Source organism: uncultured Thiohalocapsa sp. (assembly GCF_913063425.1).
GTDB lineage: Bacteria > Pseudomonadota > Gammaproteobacteria > Chromatiales > Chromatiaceae > Thiohalocapsa.
Genome location: NZ_CAJXYK010000019.1, coordinates 19,752 through 42,097 on the forward strand (window position 1 = coordinate 19,752; position 22,346 = coordinate 42,097).

The window sequence follows — 22,346 nt, forward strand, 5'->3', positions numbered from 1 at the left end:
GTGACGAGGGGCGAGGCGTCGATGGCGCAGGCCGGCATGGCGGCGGGCGCCTCGATGCTCGAAACCAGCCACGCGAACCTCGGCTTGGCCCTCGGCGGCGGCGCCGCACTGGGGCTTGCCCACATCGGCGCGCTGCGCGTCCTGGAGCGCGCGGGCCTGGCCCCGGCCGTCGTCACCGGCACCTCCATGGGGGCGGTGGTGGGTGCCGCCTATGCCGCCGGCAAGCTGGACCTGCTGGAAGCACTGGCGCGCCAGATCAACTGGCGCCGGGTACTGCGGCTCACGGACTTCCGGCTCGGCGGCAGCGGTGTGCTGGAGGGCCGCGCCATTGAGCGCGAGCTGCGTCGCCATTTCGGTCACCAGCGCATCGAAGACCTGCCCATCCCCTTCGCCGCCGTGGCCACGGACCTCGGCACGGGCACGGCCTGGACCGCCAGCACGGGCGACCTCGTCACCGCGGTGCGGGCGTCCATCTCACTGCCCGCGGTGTTTGCGCCGGTGCGGCTTCAGACGCCATCGGGCGCCTGCCTGCTGGTGGACGGCGGCCTGGTGGCCAACGTACCCGTCGCCGCCGCCCGCACCCTCGGCGCCGATCTGGTGGTCGGTGTGGATGTCACCGCGGACTTCGAGAGCGTCGCCACCACCGTCGGCCTGCGCGACCAACTGCTGCCGGAAGCGCAGCGGCGCGGCATCCGCGCCCGCCTGTGGTCCGCCGTTCCCGCCTTCATGCGCGGCTGGCCGCTGCTGCGCCGGCTGCGTGCCTGGGCCGACGAGCCGAGCCTGCTCGCCGTCGCCCTGGCCTCCAGTGCGCTGGCGCTGCGCCAGCTCTCCCTGCAACAGAACGCCGCCGCCCCCGCCGCCCTCACGGTCACGCCGCGGGTGGGACACATCTTTCACGGTGAGTTCGATCGGGCGGAAGAGCTGATCCGCATCGGGGAGACGGCCATGGAAGAGTCCCTCGGGGCCCTGCGCAGACTGGTGGGCGCTGCCGAAGGTCGCTCGCTGTAGCGCGGGCGCTCCAGTCAGCGGCACAGTCAGCGGCAGGGCGCCGTTGCCCAGTCCTCGTGCCCGCGCCCGGGCCAGCATTGCACCTGACGGCCGGCCCAGGTGAGCGCCCAGTCGGCACCCTGTGGCAAGAATTCCAGTCGATGGCGCTGCCCGCGAACGGAATCGTCCGGCAGCCCCACCTGGGTGAACAGGACCACCTGCTGGTCGGCGGTCTCAGACAGCAGCTCGACGCTCTCGGAGTAGTTGCCCTCCACGGGTCCGGGAATGCCATACAGGTTCCGGGCCAGCGCCAGCGGGTCGGCACCGGTCGTTCCGGCAGCCGGCAGGGGGACGGGCGTGAAGGCGGAACGGCCCGGGTCGGCGTTCAGGACCTCGCTCTGCGCGTCCTCGGGCGGCGTCGCACAGGCGGCGAGCAGCGCGGCGCCAAGGCCGCAGGCGAGCACTGCGGTTCTGATGAGCGCAGGCCTTTGCCCGCGCATCGCGGTGGGCTTGAGGACGGCGGTGGGCCGGCGGCGTCTGCCATGGATCATGGGGCTGTCTCCGTGGAGTGCTTGGGCGCGGATCATACCGCAGCGCCCAAGCCCCAGCCCCGGCCGGCTCCTGTGCGCGGTGTCGCAGACGCGGCACTCAGCTCGCGGTGCTGTACTCGCTCTTGGAGCCGGTGAGGTCCCAGGCGAAGGTGCAGTCCAGGTGGGAGAGCACGGAGATGAGACCGCTCTCGCCGTCTTCGACCATCACGGCGATTGGGGAGCGCTTGCCGAACTGCTTGTTGCCGCGCTTGACCCACATGTCGCGCATCTCCGGGTTGCGCGGGAAGTAGGTGTGCAGCGCCTCCTCGATGCGCAGCAGGTAGGCGACGCGGCGGTCCACGGTCGCGTCCACGGGAAAGGGCTCGTCATCGCGGAAGCGGGCCATGTTGCGCGCCTTGACGCTGTCGGGCAGCTGCAGCAGCCGGATCATGTCCTGGGCGCTCAGGTTCCAGCTTTCCAGCATGCTCATGACCTTGCGCGTCATGGTGTGGCGTTCTTCGGCAGTGAGCTCTGACATGGGTCTTGACCTAGGGTTGCGGGGAGATATCTGGGGCGGCACACCGAACGGGCGGCAGCGGGAGTGGCCGGCATCGGCTTGGCTTGATGGCATCCCTGGTTTGCGCACCGGCGGGCGTCGTCCTCGCCGTCGCCGGTGGTCCTGCCTCGGGGCCATGGCTGTGGTTTCATGCTTACCACGGGAGGTGCAGGCGAAAACCCAGTATACAACCCGGAAATGGCCTGCGGCCCGCCGCGCGGCGGGCACTTGTCTCCTCCAGCATCAGCCCCCCGGCGGCACCCGCGTGGCATCCAGGCCGATGCCGATGGGGCCGCGCGGCAGCCACACGTCCAGGATCTCCTCGCCCCGGCGCACCGCAACCGGCACCAGCTCACCGCGCTCACCGGCGCTGGTAGCTTCCCGCAGGTCCCGGAAGTCCAGCACCGGCGAATCGCCATAGCGCTCGATGACGTCCCCCGGCAGCAGGCCACCTTCCTCACCCGCGGAGCCCGGAATCACCGAGTCCACAGCGACCCGGTTCGGCTGCCCGGTCTCGTAGAGATAGCGGTCGTAAGCATCGAGCCCGATCTCGTCCTCGATGGAGACCCGCTCCTCGTTGATACGGCGCAGCTCTTCGCGGTAGCGCGAGCTGTTGAGCCAGCCGTCGCGGGCGGCCTCGTCGCGCAGCTCGAGCCGCGCCAGTGACACCTGCGAGCGCCGCCAGATGAGATCGTCCGCCACCTCCGGCGTCACACCGGCGCGCAGCAGGGCGTCGCGCTGCTCGGCTGGTGTCGCCGGGCGCCGGCGCTGGGTGTCGCCGGCGTCGTCCGCGGCCGGCTCCGGCTCCTGGCGCTCGATGAGGGCCACGCGCTGGCGCAGCTCGGCGAGCTCCGCCTGCATGCGGCCCCAGCCGTCGGTGAGCTCTTGGACCCGGGCGGCCAGCGCATCGGTCACCTCCGGTGACACCGCCGGCGGCTCGGGCTCGGCAACGGGCTCTGGTGCCGGCTCGGGCTCGACCTCGGGCTCCGGCGTGGTCACCGCGGCGGCATCCAGCGGCGGCGGCGCCGGCGACTCCGGCTCGGCCTGCGGCGCAGGCACCGGCTCGGGCGCGTCGCGCAGCACATCGGAGAGGACGGTGGCGCCGGTGAGCAGGCCGGCGAAGAAGGTGGCTGTGGCAGTGAGAATCAGTTGCGTGCGTTGCTGCATGGTATCTGGCGGCTGGCGCCGTGGCGGACGTCTCGATCCGGATGCGGATTAGGCTGCCCGGGTTGCGGCATGTTCCGCAACCCCGTTGACGTGCTCAACCCGAGGGCGTGTGGTCAGTCGCCTGCGCCGCCGCGGCGCCGTGCCGAAAGCAGCTGGTGAGGTGATCGTCCACCAGCCCGGCGGACTGCATCAGCGCGTAGCAGACGGTCGGACCGACGAAGCGGAAGCCCAGGCGCTTCAGGGCGCGGCTCATGGCCTCGGACTCCGGCGTCGCCGCCGGCACCTGGTCCATGGTCGCGAAGGCGTTGCGCCTGGGCTCGCCGTCCACGTGGCGCCAGAGGGTGTCGGCGAGCGTTCCCCCGCTGTCCCAGAGCGCCAGCAGCGCCCGGGCGTTGTCCACCGCCGCCGCGACTTTGGCGCGGTTGCGCACGATGCCGGGGTCCGCCAGCAGGCGATCCATGTCCGCGGCACCATAGGCCGCCATGCGCTCGGGGTCGAAGCCCTCGAAGACGCGGCGGTAACCCTCCCGCTTGCGCAGGATGGTGAGCCAGCTGAGGCCCGCCTGGGCGCCCTCCAGGATCAACAGCTCGAACAGCCGGCGTTCGTCGCGCAGCGGCACGCCCCATTCCTCGTCGTGGTAGGCGACATAGAGCGGGTCGGTGCCGCACCAGGGGCAGCGGGTGGTCGGGTCCGGCGAGGCCATGGACGCGTCTTACGATCAGCAGCCGGCGGCTCAAGCAGGCAGGCGGTCCAGCAACAGTTCCAGCGTGCGGCCGATGCCGGCGTAGAGCTCCGGTTCGGCGGCACGCATCTCGGCGGCGCTCTGCACCCAGCGGCCCGGGACGATCTCGTCGGCACAGTGCTCGCAGAGGGCCGCCACGCTCGCCGGCGTGGACTCAAGGTGGAACTGCAGCCCCAGCACCCGGCCGCCCACCAGGAACGCCTGGTTGGCGCAGGCCTCGCTCTGCGCCAGATGCACCGCACCCGCCGGCAGATCGAAGGTGTCGCCGTGCCAGTGGAACACCGTCTGCTCCGCGGGCAGACCGTCGCAGAGATCCAGCGCCCGGCCCCGCGCCGCCAGCCGCACCGGAACCCAGCCGATCTCCTTGTGCGCGTGGCGATACACACGCGCCCCCAGCGCCGCCGCGATCAGCTGCGCGCCCAGGCAGACGCCCACCACGGACTTGCCGGAGGCAATGGCGTCCGCGATGAACCGAAGCTCATCCGCAAGCCACGGATATGCGTGCGCATCGCCGACACTCATGGGCCCGCCCATGACCACCAGCCGGTCGAACTCGCCCGGCGCCGGCAGCGCATCCCCCGCATACAGCTGGCTCACCGCAAGCGCATGCCCGCGGCGCTGCGCCCAGTCCGCGATGCCCGCCGGGCCTTCGAAGGGGACATGCTGAAGAACGTGGATCTGCATGACTCGCTCACTGCTGTTTGCGGTTAACTGGAATCGGCCCCGCCTGACACAGGGGGGCTCGAAGCTGCCCTGATCCGGACGAGGCGCACTTCAAGGGTGCGCGACCACCCCTACGGCCGACAGGATTCTCTGTGTACGCTTGCCCGGCTTTCTGTTCGCAGGGCACAAAGCTCCGCAACCGGACCAACACTCGATACGGGTGGGTGGCTAGCCCTTACCCGACCGGGACTTTCACCCGGCAAGAGACGCCGCTCTTTGCTCGGCGCTACAACGTTACGCACAGCGCGCGCCTTGGAGCAGCCTGAGCGAGAGCGAAGGCTGCTCCAAGGCGTCGCTGCTGGTGCGCTTGTTCGGCTCGTTCATCCAACGCGATAGATGACCGGGCGGTACTCTGGTACCGGAATTGGCTTACCGTTCGCCTCTGCGGATGCCAACCAACTCTCCTTGGCCTTCAGAACTTCCGCCAAAGCCTCGTTCGGCGTTTCGCCGAATGCAGAACACGCTCTCAAATCTGGAATGTCAGCAATGTAGCCTTCATCTTCTTCGCTATAGAAGATGTTGACGTGATAATCTCTCATGATTCGTCTTCCAGTTGAAGGTTGTGAATCTCGGCCAATTGGAGTAGTTGCTTGACTTGATAGGGCTTCGCCTTCCCCTTCAAATCCTGCAGATTCAACAATTCCGGAATCTTCGGATGAACGAAAATATGATGGCTTCCGTTCACTCGGTCCAATCGGAATCCGAAAGCCTCAGCTATCGCTACTGCTTCCGAAAACCGGACATTCCTGGAGCCGGAGAGCAGTTTCAGGAGTAGCTTGCGCTTTTTCATGAGTCAAAGACGAACCGAGCTTCGCAACGCCTCTTGCTTGTTTGGAGCCGAACGTTTAGGGCAGCGCGCGCAAGACTGCGCTAGCACTGCCTTGGTGTTCTGCTACGAGGCCGGTGCGCAGTCTTGCGTCGCAGCTTGCCCGCTTGTTAGGGGCTTGACGAACCGTCGTATTAATGAGTGGAGCGCGTGCATGTGATCTTCGAACTTTAGCTGCGAAGTTACAGCAACAACCCCAGATCCACGGCTACGCCGGTCACTGGTGTCAAATCTGAATTCGAAGTAGTCTTGCGATCCGGAATTCTTATCGAATACGGACACTTTGAATTTCAGTTCATCCAAGACACATTTATAAATAAAGTCTTCTTGGCACCTCGTGGGGCCATCAAGCGGCTTGTCTGCCATTTTAAACCCAAGGTCGTTCTCGATATCTTCCGATATAAAGCTATTCATCTCGTCTGAAAGAAGCCGCATAGGGTTGAAGCCCAAGTCCAACATAGACGTACTTAGATAACCTATCCCGCCTATTCTCTTCCGAAAGTTCGACCAAGACGAATGCAAGCCTTGGTTTTCCAACATGTCGGCTGCGATTTTTTGCGCTACGACTTCGGCTTCATCCGTTGTCCCGTCCAAGGCCACCGTGATATTTTGACCATGCACATTCACTCGGCGTAATACTATTTGTTGGTTATCGCCTTTTTGCTCGTAGCTGACAAGGCCATGCCTGAAATCTAATCCCTCACGGCTTTCAAACGCTTGGTGATACAGCTGCTTGTCGACTTGGCCGGTTTGCCTCTTTGCCATTTCGATAATTGCCGGAGCTTTGAACTCCAATTGATACTTCTCCGAAAGGCTTTCGATGAGGCCCGGAAAATTTATCGCCTCCGATCTAAACGCAAGAGGATCGAAATTAAGCTGGATTTGGCCAAAGACATGTCGCAGTTTGTGCTCGCTTTCTAGCTCGGATAATATGTGCTGAAGTTCACCTTTGGGTTTGTTGACTGATATTTTCTGACTGTTCTTAATGTTGGACAACTGTTCAAAGTCATTCATAGGCATTCTCCTCATGAAAGCCTTAGGGCAAGCTCTTCTTGAAGCCTTGAGATGTCTCTGTTTAGCTTTTCGGCATTGTAATCAGGGTGAGACACGGCTCCGTAGAATTGAATAATCTGTTTGCGCTGCGGTTTTGGCAAGATCGATATATGAGAGACCAGATCATAGTAGTCATTCCTTTCAATGGATGCTCCTCCTTCCAGCTTTAGTCTTTCTAAGAAGATTAACGCGAATTGATACGAGGCTCGAAGTAGCTCCTTCCTTTTTTGGCTTTTGTTGATAATGGAATACCAAAACGTGTGAGATCACAGACCCGAGAATAGCAGCGCCAGCGCCTATGATACCCGAGGTGATCCTTGGGTCTAAATTATCCACGAGCGTCTCTCCACAATCCTAACAGTTCACTAGGCTGGCGACTGCGCATTCGGTGCTAGGCAGTCGACAGCCCAGCCCAATATCAGCAACCCCTCCAAGGGCGCCGAGAGCCGCAGTCCCAGGCGGAGCCGGGCCGGGCTCTGAGGGTACCCAAGCCCGCGGTCACAAGTTCACACCGTCGCCCACGCACCGTCAACCGGCGCGAGGCTGCCCGTTTCCGCCGGTCGCGGACACATGCGTCGTGCGGGTGATCGGGCACGGCCGTCTGCGGCCTCCGTTACACCGGCTGCCGATTTCGTCCGGCGGGTCTCGCTGGAGTCCCCTGAGCCTGGTCCGTCTCGCACGCACCGCCGGCCCAGACGCGCCGTCGCGCCACCTCCCGCCGGCGCCGCGGCAGCACGTGGACATCGAGATTCCCTGGGCCGGTCTGCGCAGGGATCAGGCCCAGTGGCTGAGCCTGCTCCACGGCAACGGACAGCACGTCGTGGTGGTCCCGTCAGTCAGGCCCTGCTCGAACGGGTCTTCGCTTGCCGCGGCGGCGGCAGGCGGCTCGATGCAGGGCTGCGCGACCTCGCGGGATGGACGCCAGCAGGCTGCCGCCTGCACGTGCATCCTGTGGCGAGCGGCCGGATCCTATTGCAGCTGCGCGGGGCTCCGGGCGAAGTCAAAGACGGGCATTTCGAGCACCCGGTCCGGTGGGCTGCCGCCTTGGATCTGCGCCTGGATGCGCTCCACTGTCTCGGGCGCGAAGCGCGCCTCGCCGGTTTCCTGGCAAACGCGCGCCGGAACATGCTCGACAGTGCAGCGCTTCCCTTGGTAGTCGATGCTGTAAGTCACTGTCGTTTCGAGCATTGTCTCATGCATGCGCTGCTCCAAGGCACTCGGGTACGCCTGGTACGACCATCAAGCCGCTGCGTTGAATCCGGCTCATAGAGCATGGCCTCTAACCCGCCGCCGCCAGCGCCTGATCCAGATCCGCAATGATGTCGTCGACATGCTCGATGCCGATGGAGAGCCGCACCAGATCCTCCGACACGCCGGCGCTGGCGAGCTCGTCCGGGCTCAGCTGGCGGTGGGTGGTGGTGGCCGGGTGGCAGGCGAGCGTCTTGGCATCGCCGATGTTCACCAGCCGCACGGCGAGCTGAAGGGCATCGATGAATTGGGCGCCGGCTGCCCGGCCCCCTTTGATGCCGAAGGACAGGATGGAGCTGGCCTTGGCGCCATCCATGTATTGCTGCACCAGCGGATAGTGCGGGCTGTCCGGCAGGCCTGCGTAGCGCACCCATTCCACCTTGTCGTGGGCCTTGAGGTACTCGGCAACAGCGAGTGCATTCTCGCAGTGGCGGTCCATGCGCACGGGCAGGGTCTCGATGCCCTGGAGCACCAGGAAGCTGTTAAAGGGCGAAATGGCGCTGCCCATGTTCCTGAGCGGCACCACGCGGGCGCGGCCGATGTACGCGGCGGGCCCCAGCGCCTCGGTGTAGACCACGCCGTGGTAGGAGACGTCCGGCTCGTTCAGCATGGCGAAGCGCTCCGCGTGCTCCGCCCAGGGGAATTTGCCGGAGTCCACCAGCACGCCGCCGATGGTGGTGCCGTGGCCGCCCATGTACTTGGTGAGCGCGTGCACGACGATGTCGCAGCCGTGCTCGAAGGGCCGGCACAGGTAGGGGCTCGGCACGGTGTTGTCGACGATGACGGGCACGCCGTGGCTGTGGGCCATGTCGGAGACGGCCTTGAGGTCCGCCACGTTGCCGGCCGGGTTGCCGATGGACTCGCAGAAGACCGCCTTGGTCCTGCTGTCGATCTGCGCGGCCATGGCGTCGATGTCGTTGGGCGGCACCATGCGCACCTCGATGCCGAGCCGCGGCAGGGTATGGGCGAAGAGGTTGTAGGTGCCGCCGTAGAGGGTGGTGGTGGCGACGATGTTGTCGCCGGCCTGGGCGATGGTGAAGATCGAGTAGGTCACCGCGGACATGCCCGAGGCCAGCGCCAGCGCGCCGACGCCGCCCTCCATGGCCGCCACGCGCTGCTCCAGCACGTCGCTGGTGGGGTTCATGATGCGGGTGTAGATGTTGCCCTGGACCTTCAGGTCGAACAGGTCCGCGCCGTGCTGGGTGTCGTCGAAGGCGTAGCTGGTGGTCTGGTAGATGGGCGTCGCCACCGCCTTGGTGGTGGGGTCCGGCTGGAAGCCCGCGTGGATGGCCTTGGTCTCGATCTTCATGCTGCACTCCTCGGTTGATGCTCTTGTCGGCCTGCTGCACGCCGTCGGGGAGCGTCCGCAGCTCGCCCCGGCGCAGCGGCTGCTTAGGATAGCGCATGGCGGCCGTCGCGCCGGCGGGATCGCAGGCACAGGGCGCTGTGCTAGATTCAGGGGCGAGGAGGACACAACGAGGACCCGGACGATGATCGACATCAAGCACAAAGACACCGGAGAAGTACTCGCCAGCATCGACGCGGACGGTCTCGTCGGCGCGGATCTGCGTGACATGCGCCTGAACGGCGCCGACCTGGCGGACGCCGATCTCACCGGCGCCAACCTGGAGTTCAGCGATCTCGTGGGCGCCAACCTGGCTGGCGCGCAGCTGAGGGGCGCGGTGCTGCGCAGCGCGCATCTCAACGATGCGGACCTGAACGGCGCCGATCTGTCACGGGTGCGGGCGGGGTCGGACCGTCCGGCGGACGCGGCGGTGCTCTCGGGTGCCAACCTGCACAGCGCCAACCTGGAGGGCGCGGACCTGCGCAACGCCGAGATCCGCGGCGCTGATCTGCAACAGGCCAAGCTCAAAGCGGCGGACATGCGCGGCACGGACTTCTCCGGCAGTAACCTATGCCACGTCTCGGCGACCAAGGGGCTCTTTATCCGGGCCAACCTGCGCGAGGCCAACCTATGCGGGGCGGACCTGCGGGATTCGCATCTGAACGATGCGAGCCTGGTGCGCGTGAGGATGCACGACGCTGACCTCACCAGCGCCGACCCCGGCGGCTTCACGGTGGTCAACCTGGCCAACTTCGAGGGGGCGGACCTGCGCAATGCCCGCTTCACCAATGCCGCGGCCCAGGATGCGAACTTCCGCAACGCCAATCTGACAGGGGTGGATTTCTCCGGCGCCGTGCTCGGCGGTGCCATCCTGCGCGGGGCCAATGTGGCGGGTGCCGACTTCCGCGGTGTGGAGCTCGCGAGCGTCACCATGGAGTTCGCCAACTTCTCCAAGGCGCTGAATGCGACGATCCCGAGCTACAAGAAGAACCTGCGCTAGCGCGCCAGCCGCGTGATACGCATCACCAGCGGGATCTGCCGCAGCCGGCGCATGATCGTCGCCAGATGCGCGCGGCTGTGGACATTGATGGTGAAGTCCAGGGTGGAGGTCATGCCGTCCTTCTCCCGGGAGTTCACGTATTCGATGTTGGAGCCCTGCTCGGCGATGGCTGCGGCGATGGTGGCGAGCGCCCCGCGACGGTTGCCGACCTCCACGCGGATCTCGGTCTGGAACTCCGCCTTCGGTTCGTCCGCCCACTCCACGTCCAGCCACTTGTCGCGCTTGGACTGGAACTCCCCCAGGTTGCGGCATTCGCAGCGGTGCACGACGATGCCCTTGCCGGGGCTGAAGAGCCCGGTGATGGCATCCCCGGGGATGGGCCGGCAACAGCGTGCGAGGTTCACCACCATGCCCTCGGTGCCGCGGATGGCGAGCCGCCGCGGGCTGCCCTCTTCCGGTACCTGCGCCGCCTCACCGCCGGCCTTGTCGGCGCCGGCGAGCCGGCGTGCCACCAGCAGCGGCAGCCGGTTGCCCAGGCCGATCTCGGTGAATAAGGCCTCCGGCGAGTCGAGATGCACCTCCCGGGCGTAGACGGCGATGACCGACTCGCCGACGGCCTCCAGGCTGAGCCCGAAGCGCGCCAGCTCGGCATTCAGCATGCGCCGGCCGAGGGCCTCTGCCTCCTGCGCCTGAAGGTTCTTGAGATAGCTGCGCACATTGGCGCGCGCCTTACCGGTGACGACGAAGTTGAGCCAGGCGGCGTTGGGCTTGGCACCCGGGGCGTTGATGATCTCCACCGTCTGGCCGCTGCGCAACACCGTGCGCAGGGGCGAGAGCCGGCGGTCGATGCGTGCCGCGACGCAGGTGTTGCCCACGTCGGAGTGGATGGCGTAGGCGAAGTCCACGACAGTCGCGCCCTTGGGCAGCACCAGGATGCTGCCCCGCGGCGTGAAGACATAGACTTCGTCCGGAAACAGATCGATCTTGACGTGCTCAAGGAACTCCTGCGAGTCGCCCGAGTCCCGCTGCATCTCCAGCAGGTTCTGCAGCCAGTCGTCCGCCAGGGTCTTGGCGCCGCTGCCCTCGGCGGCATTCTTGTAGAGCCAGTGGGCGGCAATGCCGGCGTCGGCGATGCGATGCATGTCGGCGGTGCGGATCTGCACCTCGATGGGCGTGCCCTGGGGCCCCACCAGGACCGTGTGCAGGGACTGATAGCCGTTCGACTTCGGGATTGCGATGTAGTCCTTGAACTTGCCCGGCACCGGCTTGTAGAGGCTGTGCACCTGCCCGAGCACCCGGTAGCAGGTGTCCACGCGGTCCACCACCACCCGGAACGCGAACACATCCACCAGCTCTTTGAAGGATTTGCCCTTCTCGCGCATCTTGCGGTAGATGCTGAAGAGGTGCTTCTCGCGCCCGCTCACCTCGCCGTCGATGCCCTCCTGCTCCAGGCGCCCGCGCACCGCCGTCTCGACGTTGGCCACCAGCTCGCGCTGGTGCTGCCGGGCCCGGCTCACGGCGGCCTCCAGCACCTGATAGCGCCAGGGCCACAGGTGCCGGAAGCCCAGGTCCTCCAGCTCCAGCCGCAGGCTGTTGATGCCGAGGCGGTTGGCGATGGGGGCGTAGATCTCGATGGTCTCGCGGGAGATGCGCCGGCGCTTCTCCGGCGCCATGACGCCCAGGGTGCGCATGTTGTGGAGCCGATCCGCGAGCTTGATCAGGATGACCCGGATGTCCCGGGTCATGGCCAGCAGCATCTTGCGGAAGTTCGCGGCCTGGGCCTCGGCGCGGGACGGGAAGTCGATCTGCGTGAGCTTGCTCACGCCGTCCACCAGCTCCGCCACCTCGCCGTCGAACTGCGCCGCGAGCTCCGACTTGGGCTTGCCGGTGTCCTCCAGCACGTCGTGCAGGATGGCCGCCACCAGGCATTTGTGGTCCATGCGCAGCTCGGCCAGGATCCGCGCCACGGCGATGGGGTGGTAGATGTAGGGCTCGCCGGACTGGCGCTGCTGGCCCGCATGGGCCTCCGCACCGTAGAGGTAGGCGCGGTACACCTCCGAGACATGCTCCGGCGGCAGATAGCCGTCGAGGTCCGCGCAGAGGTCGCTGATCAGGTAGCGCGGTTTGCCCGCGGTTGCGCCCGGGGCGGCGTTGCGCCGTTGGCCGGCGCCCGCCGGCGCTGCCGGCTCTGGCTTCGGCGCCGGGCGGACGGACGCGTCGCCGTCCCGCCTCTGCTCGACGGCCGCGGCAGGCCCGGCATCCGTCGCGCTTGCCGCGGCCGCGTCTGCGGCTGGGCTGGTGCTGATCCGTGCCGCCGGCGTGCTCACAGACCCCTCCGCGCGGCGGCCTGCGCTCGGATCTGGCGGCTGCGAGCGCCGTGACGGACGCAGGCCCAATCCACCGGCCCGAGGCCGGTGCGCAGGCGAGCGCCGCAGGCAGGCGCCGCGCGCGTGGGAGCTTGGCCCCGGTGCTCGTGCGTCACGACGATTGCGGTGCGGCGGCTACTCTTCGTCGCCGTCGCGCATGCCGAGCTCTTCCGCCAGCGCCTTCTCCAGCGCCTCGGCCGCATCGGCGGCGGCGCGGTCGGCCTCGGCCAGGGTCTCAGGCTTGACGACGCCTTCGGCGACTTCGCGCAGCGCCATGACCGTGGGCTTGTCGTTCTCCCAGGGCAGCATGGGCTCGACGCCGTTGGCGAGCTGGCGGGCGCGCTTGGACGCCAGCAGCACGAGGTCGAAGCGGTTATCGACGTGATCGAGACAGTCCTCGACGGTGATGCGGGCCATGACGGGTCTCCTGATGGCGGGCGCGCCGGCGGCATGGGCACCGGTGCGCTGCGTCTGTAAAGTTGAACATTGTCTTGCGACGGCCGCCCTGCTAGGGCCGTAACCGCCGCACTCGGGAGGCAGGCAGGCGCGGCCGCACCTTTGTGCTCTCACCCCAGTCCAAGGCTGCGGGCGGCTCGGGGCGGGCGATCATGTGCCACCGGCGGACTCAAGGCCGCCTGCCCCGGGGGTGCCGACTGACGTCGGCGCAGCCGGTGGACGACCCAGAGGGAGGCGACCCGGCGACTTCCGCAGCGCTGCAGGGGTGAGTCAAGCCCCGACGGAACTGTTTAAAACATACCAGAAAAGCGGTCCGCCGGCCCGCGCCTGCCGGCGGACGGCCATGCGGACCGCAGCGCCTGTCGCAGCGGCTCAGTCCGCGCCGAGCATCGCCTTCAGCGCCGCGGCATGGCGCTCGGCCTGGCGCGGCTCGCGCAGGCGCTCGGCGGTGACGATGGCGCGCAGGTGGCCCAGGGCCTCGGCGAAGTCGTCATTGACCACCAGGTAGTCGTACTCCGCATGGTGACTCAGCTCATCGCGGGCCTGAGACATGCGCGCGGCAATAACGTCCTCGCTGTCCTTGCCGCGACCCCGCAGGCGCGACTCCAGCGCCGCCAGCGACGGCGGTGCGACGAAGATGCCGATGGCCTCCGGAAAGCGCGCACGCACCTGGCGCGCACCCTGCCAGTCGATCTCCAGCAGCAGATCGGCGCCGGCATCCAGACCCTCGCGCAGCGTCTTCGCCGCCGTGCCGTAGGCGTTGCCGAAGACCCGGGCGAACTCCACGAACTCGCCGGCCTCCGCCATGCGCTCGAAGGTCGGGGCATCGACGAAGTGGTAGTGCACGCCGTCCTCCTCGCCCTGGCGCGGGGCCCGGGTGGTGTAGGACACGGACAGCTGCAACGACGGCTCCACCTCCAGCAGCGCCTTCACCAGGCTGGTCTTGCCGGCACCGGACGGCGCGGAGACAACAAACAGCAGTCCGCGGTCGGCGCCTTGGGCGGCGTCGCGCCGGCGGGCGTCCGGCTGGGGCTTGGCGGTTTCCATCGGCGGCATGTCGGTCACTCCAGATTCTGCACCTGCTCGCGCATCTGCTCGATGAGCACCTTCATCTCCACAGCGGCATGGGTGGTCTCGGCGTCGGCGGATTTGGAGCTCAGGGTGTTGGCCTCGCGGTTGAGCTCCTGCATCAGGAAGTCCAGGCGCCGGCCGACCGGCGCGTCGCCCGCGAGGGTCTTGCGGACCTCCTCCACATGCACCGACAGGCGGTCCATCTCTTCGTCCACATCGAGGCGCTGGGCGAGCAGGGCCATCTCCTGCTCCAGCCGCGCCGGATCGAGCTCGTCGAGCACTTCCGTCAACCGCTCGCGGATGCGCGTGCGCACGCCCTCCAGCACCTGCGGCATGCGCTCGCGCACGTCGGCCACCAGGGCCAGGAGCTTGTCGCAGCGCTCCAGCAGCAGGGCTCTGAGTCGCTCGCCCTCGCGCTCGCGATGGGCCACCAGGCCGTCCAGCGCCTGATCCAGCAGCGCCAGGGCCGCGGCGGCGACGGCGTCCGGGTCCTGCTCCGGCTCTTCCAGCAGCCCGGGCCAGCGCAGCAGGTCGAGCACATGCGGTGTGGCGGGCTCGCCGATGCGCGTGGCAATCTCGTCCGCGGCGTTCAGCACCTGCTCCAGCAGCCGACGGTTGACCTTGAGGCCGCCGGCGCTGTCCTGGCTCGGGACGAAGCGCAGGGTGCAGTCCACCTTGCCGCGGGCCAGGCGCGCACTCAGGCGCTCGCGCACCGGCGTCTCCAGCGCGCGCAGGTCCTCCGGCAGCCGGACATGGGGCTCCAGGAAGCGATGGTTGACGGAGCGCAGCTCCCAGGTCAGCTCCCCCAGGTCCGTGCTGCTGTGCTCGCGGGCGAAGGCGGTCATGCTGCGGGTCATAGGGCGCACCTCAGGTGTCGGCTGTGTGGCACACCCCGTGGGGGCGCGGTGCGGGACTCAAGCCGCTATCATACCGGGGATGCGCCGGCGCCTGCCCGGTCGTGTCCACCGCAATCCGGCGGCGCAGATCACGACCGCGGTGCGGCGGCCAGGCCAGGCCCGCCACAGCGCCCGAATCAGCCCACCACGAGGCCCCGCATGGCACGTGCCCGCGACAGTCTGGAGCCCGGCACCGTCCTCGACTGCTACCGCGTGGTCGACACCATCGGCAAGGGCGGCTTCAGCCTCATCTACCTCGCCGAAAACGAGGAGACCGGCGACGAGGTTGTCATCAAGGAGTTCATGCCCAAGCGGCTCGCGCGCCGCCATGCCGACGGCCGCCTGCTGCCCGTGGACAACAAGCAGCGCGAGGCCCTGTACCGCAGCCGCCGGCTCTTCTTCCAGGAGGCCAAGGTCATGGCCTCGCTGGCACATCCGCACATCGTGGCGGTGCTGAACCTCATCATGCGCAACGACACGGGCTACATCGTGATGCAGCACGAGCGCGGCAGGAACCTGGGCCAGTTCGTGCACGAGCGCGGCGGCGGCCTCAGCACCACGCTGATGAGCCGCATCTTCGTCCCGCTGCTGGACGCGCTCAACACCATGCACGCCAGGGCGATGCTGCATCTCGACGTGAAGCCCGGCAACATCCACCTGCGCAACGGCCACGACCCGCTGCTGCTGGACCTCGGCGCCGCGCAGGTGCTGACCATCGGCGGCAGCACCGCGAGCCATGTCATCACCGCGGGCTATTCGCCGCCGGAGCAGTACCGCCACGGCGGCAAGATCGGCCCCTGGACGGACGTCTACGCCGTCGGCGCCTCGCTGCGCTGCTGTATCGACGGCAAGACACCGCCGCCGGCGCCCGACAGGCTCGCGGACGACACCCTGGTGCCGGCGTTGGAGCAGTATGCCAACACCTATCCGCACTGGCTGCTGGAGCTCATCGACCGCAGCATGTCGCTGGTGCCGGAGGAGCGCCCGCGCGACGCCGGCGAGATGTTGCAGACCATGCGCCACAACGCCGCCGTCGCCCAGGTCACCTGAGCGCACCGCCACCGCCAGCAACCGAGCCCCGGAGGACCCAAGCCATGCGCCCATCCCAGCGCGCGCCCGACGAGATGCGGGCGGTGCAGCTCACCCGCGGCTGGAGCCGGCACGCCGCCGGCTCCGTACTCACCGAATTCGGCGCCACCCGGGTGCTCTGCACCGCAAGCGTGGAGGAGCGCGTGCCGCCCTTCCTGCGCGGTGCGGGGCAGGGCTGGGTGACGGCCGAGTACGGCATGCTGCCGGGCTCCACCCATGAGCGCACCGCCCGCGAGGCGGCCCGCGGCAAGCAAAGCGGGCGCACGCTGGAAATCCAGCGCCTGGTGGGCCGCGCGCTGCGGGCGTCGATGGACCTGACGGCCCTCGGCGAGCGCACCATCACCCTGGACTGCGACGTGCTCCAGGCCGACGGCGGCACCCGCACCGCAGCCATCACCGGTGCCTGGGTGGCACTGCATGACGCGCTGACGACCCTGCGCGACGCGGGTCAGCTGTCCACCTGGCCCCTGCACGGGCAGGTGGCCGCCGTCTCCGTCGGCATCTATGCGGGCACCCCGGTGCTGGACCTGGACTATGCCGAAGACAGCGCCGCCGAGACGGACATGAACGTCGTCATGGACGCCGCCGGCGGCCTGGTCGAGGTGCAGGGCACCGCGGAGGGCGCCGCCTTCTCGCGCGCGGAGCTGAATGCCATGCTGGACCTGGCCGGCGCCGGCATCACCCGGCTGGTGGCCGCGCAGCGGGCCGCGCTGGCCTGATCGACCCTCGCCCTGCACCCCTCGCCCGCCAGCCCGCCGCCCCCGCGTCGCAACCGGAGCCGCACATGACCACCGCCCAACCCGACCGGATCGTGCTCGCCAGCAACAACCCGGGCAAGCTGCGCGAGATCGGCCGCCTGCTCGCCGACGCCGGCATGCAGGTGCTGCCGCAGCGCGATTTCGGCATCGGCGAGGCCGAGGAGACCGGCCTCACCTTCGTCGAGAATGCCATCCTCAAGGCGCGTCACGCCGCCGCCGGCAGCGGCCTGCCGGCCATCGCCGACGACTCCGGCATCGAGGTGGATGCCCTCGACGGCGCCCCGGGCATCTACTCCGCCCGCTTCGCCGGCGCCGGCGCCGACGAGCAGGCCAACAACGACAAGCTGCTGGCGGCGCTGGCGGAGGTGCCGGACGCCGCCCGCACCGCGCGCTATCGCTGCGTCATGGTCTATCTGCGCCATGCACAGGATCCCACGCCCATCATCTGCCTCGGCACCTGGGAGGGGCGTATCCTGCGCGAGCCGCGCGGACACAATGGCTTCGGCTACGACCCGCTGTTCTTCGTGCCCACACAGGGCTGCGCCGCCGCCGAGCTGGACGCGGCCACCAAAGACCGTCTCAGCCACCGCGGCCAGGCGCTGCGGGCGCTGGTGGCGCAGCTGACGGCCGCGGCAGGTTAGCGCGGGCTTGCGCCGGTGTGCCGCCGCGGCGGCCTGCCCGTCGCCATCAGGCCGTCATCAACGCCGGCATGCTCCCAGCCAAGACCCCCGCCACCGACACAGACCCGCCAACCCAAGCCGCCATGCCCCCGCAGACCGACCTCAGTCGCACCATCGCCGACAACCTCGCCCGGGTGCGCGAGCGCATTGCCGACGCCGAGGCCCGCTATGGACGCCCGCCCGGCAGTGTGGCACTGCTCGCTGTCAGCAAGCGCCACGGCGCCGAGCGCATCCAAGCGGCCCACGCCGCCGGTCAGACGCTGTTCGGCGAAAGCTATGTCCAAGAGGCCCTGGACAAGCAGGCCGCACTGTCGGCGCTGCCGCTCGGCTGGCACTTTATCGGCCGGGTGCAGACCAACAAGACCCGGGACATCGCGGCCCATTTCGACTGGGTGCACGGGCTCTGCGAGCTCAAGCATGCACGCCGGCTCGGCGCCCAGCGCCCGGCAACCGCCGGCCCCCTGCCCGTGTGCGTGCAGGTGAACCTGAGCGGCGAGGCGAGCAAGGCCGGACTGCTGCCGGAGCAGGTGAGCGAGCTCCTGGATCAGTGCCGTGACATCGCCGGCATCTCCGTGGCGGGGCTGATGACCCTGCCGGCACCCGCCGACGACCTCGCCGAGCAGCGCCGCCCCTTCGCGGCGCTGCGCGCCCTGCGGGATCGCCTGGCGACGCCGGCGCTGCCGCTCACGACCCTGTCCATGGGCATGACGGCGGACCTGGAAGCCGCCGTCGCCGAGGGCGCTACAATGGTGCGCGTGGGCACCGCCGTCTTCGGCCCCCGGCCGCCGGCGGGCGAGCGCTGAGACGGCGGCAGGCACCGCGGCGCGATTTGCGCGACGCGCACCGGCCGCAGCCAGGGCGCAGAGCGCAGCCGGCCGCCGCGCCCACTGCATCGGAAGATTTCCAAACCCAACCCCGAGCCACCACGCCGGAGGCCCACCACAGCATGTCACTGAGTCAGACCCGCATTGCCTTCATCGGCGGCGGCAACATGGCGCGCAGCCTGGTCGCCGGGCTCATCGCCGACGGCCACGAGCCGGGCGCCCTCACCGTGAGCGACCCGCTCGCCGAGATGCGCAGCAAGCTCGCCGAGTCCTACGGCGTGCACACCAACGATGACAACGCCGCCGCCGTCGCCGCTGCCGACGTGGTGGTCCTGGCGGTGAAGCCGCAGGTGGCGCCCGGCGTCTGCCGGGCGCTGGCACCGCACCTGCCGCGGCCCGCGCCGCTGGTGATCTCGGTGATGGCAGGCGTCACCGAGGCCGCCATCTGCGCCTGGCTCGGCGGCGAGACGGCGCTGGTGCGCAGCATGCCGAATACACCGGTGCTGGTGCAGTCGGGCGCCATCGGGCTGCATGCGAATGCCGCGACCTCGCCGGCACAGCGCAATCTGGCGGAGGAGATCCTGCGCGCCGGCGGCCTCACGCGCTGGGTGGACGCGGAGACGGACCTGGACGCCGTCACCGCCGTCTCCGGCAGCGGCCCGGCCTACTTCTTTCTGGTGATGGAGGCGCTGGAGCAGGCCGCCGTGGCAGAAGGCCTGGACGCGGAAACCGCCCGGCTGCTGGCCATCCAGACGGCGCTCGGCGCCGCGCGCATGGCGGTGGCGAGCGAAGAGTCGCCGGCGGACCTGCGCCGGCGCGTCACCTCACCCGGCGGCACCACCGAGCGCGCGCTGGGCGTGCTCGCCGACGGCGGCCTGGAGCCGCTCATGGCCCGGGCCGTCGCCGCCGCCCGCGCCCGGGCCGAGGAGCTGTCGCAACTGCTGGGAGCCGATGCATGACCGAAGCCTACTTCACCAACCCGCTGATCTTCCTGGTCAAAACCCTGTTCGGGCTGTACATCGCCCTGGTGATGATCCGCTTCCTGCTGCAATGGGCGCGGGCGGATTTCTACAATCCCGTGTCGCAATTCGTCGTCACCCTGACCTCGCCCGTGCTGCGCCCCCTGCGCAAGGTCATCCCGGGTTTCCGCGGGCTCGACATCGCCTCGCTGGTGCTGGCCTGGCTGCTGAAGGCGGTGGAGCTCGCCCTGCTGGCCCTGCTGTTCGGACTCGACCGTAACCTGCTGCTGGCCCTGGCCTGGGCAATCCCGGCGCTGGTGGGGCTCGTCATCAGCATCTTCCTGTTCGCCATCCTCATCCGCGTCATTCTGAGCTGGCTGAATCCGGATCCCTTCAATCCGGCGGTGGAGCTGCTGAACCGACTGACGGACCCCATCCTGGAGCCTGCCCAGCGCCTGGTGCCCCCCATCAGCGGTATCGATCTGTCGCCGATGGTGGCGATGATCGCCCTGGTGCTGCTGCAGATGCTGCTGCTGCCGCCGCTGCGCGCCCTCACGGGCAGTCCGTTCTGATCCTGCGCGCGCCGCCGCCAGCGCGCCAGCCGGCATCGCCGTGAGCTGGTACCGCTGGCAGGGGGACACCCTGCGGCTCGCGCTGCGCGTGCAGCCCCGCGCACGGGAGGATGCCTTCGGCGAGCCCCTGGGCGAGGAGCTGCGGGTGCGCATCAAGGCGCCACCAGTGGACGGCAAGGCCAACGCCCGGCTGCTGGCGTTCCTCGCCCGCAGCTGCGCCGTGCCCAAAGGCCGTGTACGGCTGCTGAGTGGCGCACAGGGCCGCTCCAAGGTCGTGGCCATCGAGGCGCCGGTCGTCCTGCCTCCACCGTTGGCCGATTCTCGCACCGGCTCACGGGATACGGGCTGAAGCCCCGCTACAATACTGGGCAGCCGGCTGTTCGCAGTCGCGCAGACAGCGACGCCGCCGATCGCAGCCGCCTTGCAGGCGTCGGCCGCGCGGCGCCCGGCCATGCACGCAGCGTAGACGGAGGCCGCCCCGATGCCCTCGGGAGCCGCAAGCACAGAGCCCGCATCCTTGAAGGTGCAATTGGCGCTCCACGGCAAGTGGCGCGCTCGCGCCGTCCGTGCCGTGCATGACCTGCGGGCCTGGCTGCGCAGCGCCGGCGCCGGCACGCCCGAGGCGGACGCACGCCTGCGACGCGCGCTCACGGCCATCGAGGCGGACGGGCTGCGCATCGCCGTCGCCGGTGCCGAAGGGCGCGGCAAGACGGAGCTCATCAACGCGCTCTTCTTTGCCGACTTCGGCCGGCGGCTCATGCCGGTCACCGCAACGCGCAGCCTGTGCCCACTGGAGATCCGCTGGCAGCCCGGCGACGGCGATGCCTGTCTGCGCCTGCTGCCCATCGAGTACCAGGCGGACGACCTCTCCCTCGCCGAGCTCAGGGCGTCACCCGAGCGCTGGGTGCGGCTGCCCCTGCATCCGCAGGAGCCGGAGCAGATCAGCGCCACGCTCGCCGAGATCCACCGCACCAAGCCGCTGCCCGCCCCGCAGGCGGCGCGGCTCGGCCTGGCTGGAGATGCCACCGCCGGGGCCACCTGCGAGGTACCCTGCTGGCGCTACGCCGCACTGAGCTTTCCGCATCCCTTGCTGAAGAAGGGCTTGGTGCTGCTGGACCTGCCGGGTCTCGCCGCCACCGCCCGGGACGCGCTCCTGCAGCGCGAGCTGCTGGAGAACATCGATGCACTGGTGCTGACCATCGCCGCGGACCGCGGCGTCGAGGCCGATGACCTGACGCTGTGGCAGGACCATCTGCGGACCCTCGAGCCGCAGCCCGAGGTCACCCTCGTGGCCCTGACCCGCACGGACCTGCTCGGCCCCGACGGGCCCCAACGGGCCACGAAGATCGAGCGTCTGACGCACCATACCGCCACGGCGCTGGCGGTGGCGCGGGATGCAGTGCATGCCATCTCGGCACGGGAGGGTCTCGCCGCGAAGATCGCCGACAAGCCGGCTCGGCGCCGTGCAAGCGGCGTCGATGCGCTGGAGTCCCGGCTCGGCACGCGCATCATCGGCGCCCAGCGCGAACGCTCGCGGGCCGTCGTGGAGGCGAGCATCGGCGAGCTGCTGCGGGCCGCGATGGCGCGCATCGGCGAGCGCTGCGCCCACACGGACGCCCGTGTGCGCGAGCTGGAAGCACTGGAAGCGCGCAGCGCAGACCTCGTTGCCCGCACGCTGGAGCGCACCCGCCGCGACGAGCAGACCTACGTGCAGAGCGTGCAGCAGGTGCAGCGCGCGCAGCGGCGCCTGCGCGAGCGCACTGCGCGCTGCCGCGGCCTCATTGCGAGCGACACCGGCGAGCACCTCATCGGCGGCGCCCAGGCGCGGCTTGCGGCCAGCTGGACCACGCTCGGCCTGCGCCGCGCCGTCTGCGCGCTGTTCACCGAGCTGCGGCTGGTGGTGGCACAGACCAGTACCGAGGCCGCCGCGGCCGCCGAGCAGGTGGATGCCACCTACACGCTGCTGCAGCGGACACTCGGCTTGGACGTGAAGCCGCCGCCCCCCTTCTCGGCGGCACGCTACCGCCACGAGATGGACCTGCTGCACGCAGAGGCGCTGCGCTTCGCCGCCGGCACAGAGCTGCTGTTCACGGAGCAGGGCATGGCCATCCGCCGCCTGCGCCGCGGCCTGGTGCAGCGCGCCGGCGTGCTGCTGGAGCATCTGCGCGAGGACTGCGATGCCTGGCGCCGGGGTGCCCTGGCGCCGCTGGTGGCGGCGGTGGAAGGACGCAAGGTCCGGGCGGAGCGGCGCCTGGAGCGCTACCAGCGCGTCAAGCGCACACGGGAAGAGGCGCGGGCGGAGCGCACCGAGCTGACCCAACAGCGGGCGCGGCTGGCCCGTGAGCTGACGCTGCTGCGCAACATCCGCAATGCCCTCGACGACGACCCCGGCACCACGGCGCAGCGCCCGCCTTCACCCTACCTGGTGCGCAGTGACGGCGAGCCGGTGCGACGCTCCGGCTGACGCGCGACCGGCGCCGGGCGAATGAACGCCGGGA

Annotated in this window: 24 protein-coding genes; 10 read left to right on the plus strand and 14 right to left on the minus strand. The window is 68.9% G+C overall.

Going from position 1 to position 22,346, the window contains the following annotated elements; all coding sequences use genetic code 11:
* Positions 1-1,008 carry a patatin-like phospholipase family protein gene (locus tag QZ607_RS12080; RefSeq protein WP_295882896.1) on the plus strand — a complete coding sequence of 336 codons (1,008 nt, stop codon included), beginning with the start codon at positions 1-3 and terminating at the stop codon, positions 1,006-1,008.
* A gap of 26 nt (positions 1,009-1,034) precedes the next feature.
* Here QZ607_RS12080 and QZ607_RS12085 read toward each other — a convergent pair whose 3' ends face one another.
* The 10 genes from QZ607_RS12085 to QZ607_RS12130 all read right to left on the minus strand — a co-directional run bounded on the left by QZ607_RS12085 (position 1,035) and on the right by QZ607_RS12130 (position 9,141).
* Complete coding sequence (locus tag QZ607_RS12085) at positions 1,035-1,538, minus strand: hypothetical protein (protein WP_295882897.1); 504 nt, start codon at positions 1,536-1,538, stop codon at positions 1,035-1,037.
* A gap of 97 nt (positions 1,539-1,635) precedes the next feature.
* Complete coding sequence (locus QZ607_RS12090) at positions 1,636-2,055, minus strand: DUF2384 domain-containing protein (protein ID WP_295882898.1); 420 nt, start codon at positions 2,053-2,055, stop codon at positions 1,636-1,638.
* Positions 2,056-2,316: 261 nt separating this feature from the next.
* The gene (locus QZ607_RS12095) at positions 2,317-3,240 is read right to left on the minus strand and encodes a PDZ domain-containing protein (protein ID WP_295882899.1); all 924 of its coding nucleotides are present in this window, start codon (positions 3,238-3,240) and stop codon (positions 2,317-2,319) included.
* A 94-nt stretch (positions 3,241-3,334) separates the two neighbouring features.
* Positions 3,335-3,943 (minus strand): DNA-3-methyladenine glycosylase I, encoded by a 609-nt coding sequence (locus QZ607_RS12100; RefSeq protein ID WP_295882900.1) that lies wholly within the window; start codon positions 3,941-3,943, stop codon positions 3,335-3,337.
* Positions 3,944-3,973: 30 nt separating this feature from the next.
* Positions 3,974-4,666, minus strand: a complete 693-nt coding sequence (locus QZ607_RS12105) for a type 1 glutamine amidotransferase (protein ID WP_295882901.1) — start codon at positions 4,664-4,666, stop codon at positions 3,974-3,976.
* A gap of 359 nt (positions 4,667-5,025) precedes the next feature.
* Positions 5,026-5,244, minus strand: coding sequence for a type II toxin-antitoxin system HicB family antitoxin (locus QZ607_RS12110; protein WP_295882902.1), 219 nt, complete (start codon positions 5,242-5,244; stop codon positions 5,026-5,028).
* Positions 5,241-5,495, minus strand: coding sequence for a type II toxin-antitoxin system HicA family toxin (locus tag QZ607_RS12115; protein ID WP_295882903.1), 255 nt, complete (start codon positions 5,493-5,495; stop codon positions 5,241-5,243). Before QZ607_RS12115 ends, QZ607_RS12110 begins: the two co-directional genes overlap by 4 nt.
* Positions 5,496-5,597: 102 nt before the next feature.
* Positions 5,598-6,545: a hypothetical protein gene (locus QZ607_RS12120; RefSeq protein ID WP_295882905.1), complete on the minus strand. Its 948-nt coding sequence runs from the start codon at positions 6,543-6,545 to the stop codon at positions 5,598-5,600.
* Between the two features lie 1,008 nt (positions 6,546-7,553).
* On the minus strand, positions 7,554-7,796 hold the full coding sequence (locus QZ607_RS12125) for a YgiT-type zinc finger protein (protein WP_295882907.1): 243 nt from the start codon (positions 7,794-7,796) through the stop codon (positions 7,554-7,556).
* Positions 7,797-7,863: 67 nt separating this feature from the next.
* Positions 7,864-9,141 carry an aminotransferase class I/II-fold pyridoxal phosphate-dependent enzyme gene (locus QZ607_RS12130; RefSeq protein WP_295882908.1) on the minus strand — a complete coding sequence of 426 codons (1,278 nt, stop codon included), beginning with the start codon at positions 9,139-9,141 and terminating at the stop codon, positions 7,864-7,866.
* A 181-nt stretch (positions 9,142-9,322) separates the two neighbouring features.
* Between QZ607_RS12130 and QZ607_RS12135 the strand changes: the two genes are divergently transcribed.
* The gene (locus QZ607_RS12135; protein ID WP_295882910.1) at positions 9,323-10,177 is read left to right on the plus strand and encodes a pentapeptide repeat-containing protein; all 855 of its coding nucleotides are present in this window, start codon (positions 9,323-9,325) and stop codon (positions 10,175-10,177) included.
* On the opposite strand, the gene QZ607_RS12140 is transcribed toward QZ607_RS12135, so the two are convergent.
* The 4 genes from QZ607_RS12140 to QZ607_RS12155 form a co-directional block, all read right to left on the minus strand.
* On the minus strand, positions 10,174-12,291 hold the full coding sequence (locus QZ607_RS12140; protein WP_295882993.1) for a bifunctional (p)ppGpp synthetase/guanosine-3',5'-bis(diphosphate) 3'-pyrophosphohydrolase: 2,118 nt from the start codon (positions 12,289-12,291) through the stop codon (positions 10,174-10,176). The two genes, QZ607_RS12135 and QZ607_RS12140, sit on opposite strands and share 4 nt — an antisense overlap.
* A 387-nt stretch (positions 12,292-12,678) precedes the next feature.
* Positions 12,679-12,960 carry a DNA-directed RNA polymerase subunit omega gene (gene rpoZ, locus QZ607_RS12145; protein ID WP_295882912.1) on the minus strand — a complete coding sequence of 94 codons (282 nt, stop codon included), beginning with the start codon at positions 12,958-12,960 and terminating at the stop codon, positions 12,679-12,681.
* Between the two features lie 411 nt (positions 12,961-13,371).
* Positions 13,372-14,046: a guanylate kinase gene (gene gmk / locus QZ607_RS12150; protein ID WP_295882994.1), complete on the minus strand. Its 675-nt coding sequence runs from the start codon at positions 14,044-14,046 to the stop codon at positions 13,372-13,374.
* 14 nt (positions 14,047-14,060) lie between these two features.
* Entirely contained in the window at positions 14,061-14,927 is an 867-nt protein-coding gene (locus QZ607_RS12155) for a YicC/YloC family endoribonuclease (RefSeq protein WP_295882914.1), read from the minus strand.
* Positions 14,928-15,125: 198 nt separating this feature from the next.
* Between QZ607_RS12155 and QZ607_RS12160 the strand changes: the two genes are divergently transcribed.
* From QZ607_RS12160 to QZ607_RS12195, 8 genes are all read left to right on the plus strand, one after another.
* Positions 15,126-16,016, plus strand: coding sequence for a serine/threonine-protein kinase (locus QZ607_RS12160; protein WP_295882916.1), 891 nt, complete (start codon positions 15,126-15,128; stop codon positions 16,014-16,016).
* 44 nt (positions 16,017-16,060) lie between these two features.
* On the plus strand, positions 16,061-16,774 hold the full coding sequence (gene rph, locus QZ607_RS12165; protein WP_295882918.1) for a ribonuclease PH: 714 nt from the start codon (positions 16,061-16,063) through the stop codon (positions 16,772-16,774).
* 65 nt (positions 16,775-16,839) lie between these two features.
* Entirely contained in the window at positions 16,840-17,454 is a 615-nt protein-coding gene (gene rdgB / locus QZ607_RS12170; protein ID WP_295882920.1) for an RdgB/HAM1 family non-canonical purine NTP pyrophosphatase, read from the plus strand.
* A gap of 122 nt (positions 17,455-17,576) precedes the next feature.
* Positions 17,577-18,296: a YggS family pyridoxal phosphate-dependent enzyme gene (locus QZ607_RS12175; protein WP_295882922.1), complete on the plus strand. Its 720-nt coding sequence runs from the start codon at positions 17,577-17,579 to the stop codon at positions 18,294-18,296.
* A 149-nt stretch (positions 18,297-18,445) separates the two neighbouring features.
* On the plus strand, positions 18,446-19,276 hold the full coding sequence (gene proC, locus QZ607_RS12180; RefSeq protein ID WP_295882996.1) for a pyrroline-5-carboxylate reductase: 831 nt from the start codon (positions 18,446-18,448) through the stop codon (positions 19,274-19,276).
* Positions 19,273-19,848 (plus strand): YggT family protein, encoded by a 576-nt coding sequence (locus tag QZ607_RS12185; RefSeq protein ID WP_295882924.1) that lies wholly within the window; start codon positions 19,273-19,275, stop codon positions 19,846-19,848. The genes proC and QZ607_RS12185 overlap by 4 nt, the downstream gene beginning before the upstream one ends.
* Positions 19,849-19,882: 34 nt before the next feature.
* Positions 19,883-20,197, plus strand: coding sequence for a DUF167 family protein (locus QZ607_RS12190; protein WP_295882998.1), 315 nt, complete (start codon positions 19,883-19,885; stop codon positions 20,195-20,197).
* A gap of 168 nt (positions 20,198-20,365) precedes the next feature.
* Positions 20,366-22,312, plus strand: a complete 1,947-nt coding sequence (locus QZ607_RS12195; RefSeq protein WP_295882926.1) for a hypothetical protein — start codon at positions 20,366-20,368, stop codon at positions 22,310-22,312.
* Positions 22,313-22,346 lie beyond the last annotated feature (34 nt).

Excerpts from the sequence above, each read along its gene's own strand:
- QZ607_RS12085 (WP_295882897.1), bottom strand. The coding sequence starts at position 1,538 with ATGATCCATGGCAGACGCCGCCGGCCCACCGCCGTCCTCAAGCCCACC.
- QZ607_RS12090 (WP_295882898.1), bottom strand. The coding sequence starts at position 2,055 with ATGTCAGAGCTCACTGCCGAAGAACGCCACACCATGACGCGCAAGGTC.
- QZ607_RS12095 (WP_295882899.1), bottom strand. The coding sequence starts at position 3,240 with ATGCAGCAACGCACGCAACTGATTCTCACTGCCACAGCCACCTTCTTC.
- QZ607_RS12100 (WP_295882900.1), bottom strand. The coding sequence starts at position 3,943 with ATGGCCTCGCCGGACCCGACCACCCGCTGCCCCTGGTGCGGCACCGAC.
- QZ607_RS12105 (WP_295882901.1), bottom strand. The coding sequence starts at position 4,666 with ATGCAGATCCACGTTCTTCAGCATGTCCCCTTCGAAGGCCCGGCGGGC.
- QZ607_RS12110 (WP_295882902.1), bottom strand. The coding sequence starts at position 5,244 with ATGAGAGATTATCACGTCAACATCTTCTATAGCGAAGAAGATGAAGGC.
- QZ607_RS12115 (WP_295882903.1), bottom strand. The coding sequence starts at position 5,495 with ATGAAAAAGCGCAAGCTACTCCTGAAACTGCTCTCCGGCTCCAGGAAT.
- QZ607_RS12120 (WP_295882905.1), bottom strand. The coding sequence starts at position 6,545 with ATGAATGACTTTGAACAGTTGTCCAACATTAAGAACAGTCAGAAAATA.
- QZ607_RS12130 (WP_295882908.1), bottom strand. The coding sequence starts at position 9,141 with ATGAAGATCGAGACCAAGGCCATCCACGCGGGCTTCCAGCCGGACCCC.
- QZ607_RS12135 (WP_295882910.1), top strand. The coding sequence starts at position 9,323 with ATGATCGACATCAAGCACAAAGACACCGGAGAAGTACTCGCCAGCATC.
- rpoZ (WP_295882912.1), bottom strand. The coding sequence starts at position 12,960 with ATGGCCCGCATCACCGTCGAGGACTGTCTCGATCACGTCGATAACCGC.
- gmk (WP_295882994.1), bottom strand. The coding sequence starts at position 14,046 with ATGGAAACCGCCAAGCCCCAGCCGGACGCCCGCCGGCGCGACGCCGCC.
- QZ607_RS12155 (WP_295882914.1), bottom strand. The coding sequence starts at position 14,927 with ATGACCCGCAGCATGACCGCCTTCGCCCGCGAGCACAGCAGCACGGAC.
- QZ607_RS12160 (WP_295882916.1), top strand. The coding sequence starts at position 15,126 with ATGGCACGTGCCCGCGACAGTCTGGAGCCCGGCACCGTCCTCGACTGC.
- rph (WP_295882918.1), top strand. The coding sequence starts at position 16,061 with ATGCGCCCATCCCAGCGCGCGCCCGACGAGATGCGGGCGGTGCAGCTC.
- rdgB (WP_295882920.1), top strand. The coding sequence starts at position 16,840 with ATGACCACCGCCCAACCCGACCGGATCGTGCTCGCCAGCAACAACCCG.
- QZ607_RS12175 (WP_295882922.1), top strand. The coding sequence starts at position 17,577 with ATGCCCCCGCAGACCGACCTCAGTCGCACCATCGCCGACAACCTCGCC.
- QZ607_RS12185 (WP_295882924.1), top strand. The coding sequence starts at position 19,273 with ATGACCGAAGCCTACTTCACCAACCCGCTGATCTTCCTGGTCAAAACC.